The organism is Candidatus Omnitrophota bacterium, from assembly GCA_013791745.1.
Classification (GTDB): domain Bacteria; phylum CG03; class CG03; order CG03; family CG03; genus CG03.
Map to the genome: position 1 here is coordinate 1 of VMTH01000143.1, position 3,376 is coordinate 3,376.

The window sequence follows — 3,376 nt, forward strand, 5'->3', positions numbered from 1 at the left end:
AAACGCTATATAGGCGCCGACGGCGCGGCGAAACTTGCGCTGCTTTAACGCACAGATGGGCAGCGTCCTTAATCCTTTTAACAAGCTCAAGAGCTGTATATCATCCGCCCCGCTTCACGCATTAAAAAACTTGTTTGCGGGAATACGTTTATTGGCTTTTGTTGTTTTAGCCGCGGGGATTTTGTTCGCCCAGGAAGATCTGCCTTTCAACATAAGATGCGATTATCTCAAATACAGCAAGAGCAGCGAGATAGTTTTCTCGTCAGGAAATGTCTTTATAGAGAGGGACACGATGAAATTGTACGCGGACGAAGCCGAGTTCCGCAGGAACGAGTCGCTTGTGTTCCTGAAGGGCAGAGTGCGGATAGAGGACGCGGCCACGACAATGAACTGTGATGCCGCCGAATATCATCTCGCTGTCGGCACCGCTCCGGCTTCCGGGGTTTTTCAGAATGCCAGGGTCTTCCGGGATAAGATGTATTTTGTCGGACACGACGCGGAGCAGTTGGGTGACACTTACATCTTTAACAAGGCGTATCTGACGACCTGCGATCACGACGAGCCTCATTATAAAATGGCCTCGCCGCGCATAGTTTTTGTGGAGAAGAAGAGCGTGACGATGAAGCACGCTGTTTTCTCAGTCAGAGGGGTGCCTATTTTTTATACGCCCTATTACAGCCAGCGTCTCGGTGAGAGAAGGTGGGCGCTTGCCGTCAGGGCGGGGAAGTCCTCAAGGAGTGGCGCCTTCATAAAAACGCGCCTGCGCTACAGCTGGTCGGATAATTTCAGGACTTATCTTCTTAACGATTATTTCAGCCGCCTCGGATACGGCAAGGGCCTGGAGCTTGACTACAAGAGCCCGTCGACACAGAGTAATCTCTATGTTTACGGCATAAATGAAAAAGACACCGGAGCAAGCAACCGCACTTTCCGTCAGAGCCACTGGCAGCAGCTTTCCGCGGGTTTTCTCTGGCAGTCATATGTTGAGGTGCAGGATTATTCGCTCTTTAACAATAATTACCTGAGGGATGAATCGCTGGTGCTAAAACCCACCTACATCAGGAGCCGCGCTTCGCTGTCCAAAAGCGTGTCGGCCTATTATCTGCGTTTGTCGGGATACAGAAATGAGGTATGGAAAGATCCCCTCAACAGATTTGACGCCGACAATGTTATAGCGCCTGAAATCTATTTTCGTTTGAATCCCGTGAAACTCAAACTATTCAGCTATGATCTCAGTTATAATTACAGGAATTATTTCAACACCGATGCCAACATGGGGACTATTTTTTCCGATTATACGCCCATACACAGCTCATACGCGCGGATTTTCAACAGCTACAGGTTAATGCGGTCTATAACGCTGTTTCCCAGAATAGGTTATCAGTTTTACAAGAGCGGTGATCTGGATTCCGTGGAATATTATTTTCACGACATAAACACAACGCTGAATTTTTACAGGCCGCTCAAACTTTCTTTCACTCATAATTACAAAAAAGAACCGGGCAAAACCTCTGTCACCGACAACATTGCTTTCGCTGATGAATACAGGCCCGCGCCCAATGTGGTGTTCAGGCAGAGCGTTGTATACGATTTGAAAAAAAGGTCATTGCCGCTTGAAAACAGATTCTCGCTCCTTCAGAATCAGCTGAATTTCCGGGCGGGGGCTATGAATTTTTACGCGAGAAATTATTATAACATAGCTCTCGGCGATGCGGTTTCCTGGGAGGCCGAGGGCAGCGGCCGGCATTTCTCGTCGAGGTTTACGCACAACCGGGCGGAACCGGATTTCCTGAACTGGTTCCAGCGTTTCAATTTTAAATACGGCAAATGGGCCGTTGAGGCCAGGGCCCGGACATTTTTCAATTACAGAAAGACGGATATTGAGCTGAAAGATGTCATAGAGAAGGAACTTGTGCTAAAGAGAAATCTGCACTGCTGGGATATGATGTTCAAATATCTTGTCACGCGCGACCGGAGAGAGGGCTGGATATTCTTTAACATAACGGCATTCCCCGACAGGCCGCTGGGAATATACCGCGATGCCATCGGCGATGAATGGTCGTTCCGCAAACAATGATATCCATATTATCCCGCAGTTAGCTTTGTCGATTTAATTAAAAAAGTATAATGTGATACGGGGTGTGGCGCTTTAGTGAGCGCCCCGGGCGAGCAAAGCGGTTTGAAGAGTTCGGTAGATATTGTTTCAGAGTATAATTTTGTACGGGGTGTGGCCTAGTTGGTAGGGCGCCTGCTTTGGGAGCAGGAGGTCGGCGGTTCAAATCCGCCCACCCCGACCATTTCAAACTTGTTGCGCGATTTTCAAAAAAATTCGGTGAGCGATGCTCACCGTTCTTTTCGGAATTTCCGGAATCCCCCTCTTCAAAAAACAAAAAAGACCACGGCTTTTCCAAATTCAGAAGAAAGGTTTTGTCCAGCAGGCGGCGGTTCGTTCCGATTTTTTTAACAAAAGATTTTATTTCGCTTAAATCTTTTGACAAAGCAAGTTCTCCGGCGTGGTGAGCGTCATTAATCCAGTTTCTCAATGGTTCGATCCAATTGTTCCCCTCTCTACCTGCGCTAACATTTTTTCTTTCCAGTCTTCGCAAAGAGCGACTTTTGAAATTTTTTCTCTTAACTGGTCGGCAAGAGGTTCTTCTCTTAAATAACTTTGACTGCCGTCCGCTTGCCCCTGTATTTTTCAAAGAGGGATTCAAAAACCCCGTCTCGCCAAAAGCGAGCCACCCCTTTTACAAAAAGGGGAATTACCACAAAAAAGGGAATTAACTTTTTGATTGTTATCAAATGACGGATTTTTAGTTATAATCCGAAAATACTCGGAACAGGAGAAGCGCTATGATTGAAATTTTCAAAATAAAAGAAAACGGTTTTGACCGTATCAGCGAATATAGCGGGGACTGCTGGGTTAACGTTGTTTCTCCGGCGGAAGATGAGATAAAAACTCTCGCGTCAAAATTTGATATTCCGGAAGATTTTCTCACCGACTCTCTTGACTTGAACGAAAGAGCCAGAATAGAAAGCGAAGACGGCTGTATGATTATAATTTTAAGGGTGCCGTTTCTTAATGACAAAGATGACAATATCCCGTTTTCAACGCTGCCTCTGGGTATAATTTTCCCTAAAGAGCAAAATCAGGTAATTATGATATGCAGCAGAAACAACAAGGTGCTGGCGGATTTTATAATGGGAAAGGTGAAAAATCTTCACATCAGCAACAGGGTGGCCTTTGTTCTTAAAATATTTTTACGCACCACTCTTATGTATTTGACCGACCTGCAGGAGATAAATAAACTGACTTCCAAAATTGAGAATGAATTGCACGCGTCAATAAAAAACAGGGAGCTTGTGGAGTTGCTGA

The 3,376-nt window shown here is 45.9% G+C and carries 2 protein-coding genes and 1 tRNA gene; all 3 read left to right on the forward strand.

The features are described from left to right. The first annotated feature begins 151 nt into the window (after window positions 1-151). Window positions 152-2,077 (forward strand): LPS-assembly protein LptD, encoded by a 1,926-nt coding sequence (locus FP827_06775; protein MBA3052772.1) that lies wholly within the window; start codon window positions 152-154, stop codon window positions 2,075-2,077. A 144-nt stretch (window positions 2,078-2,221) separates the two neighbouring features. After that, a tRNA-Pro gene (locus FP827_06780) sits at window positions 2,222-2,297 on the forward strand. Between the two features lie 556 nt (window positions 2,298-2,853). Beyond that, a partial coding sequence (locus FP827_06785) for a magnesium transporter CorA family protein (protein ID MBA3052773.1) occupies window positions 2,854-3,376 on the forward strand: 523 nt, incomplete at its 3' end.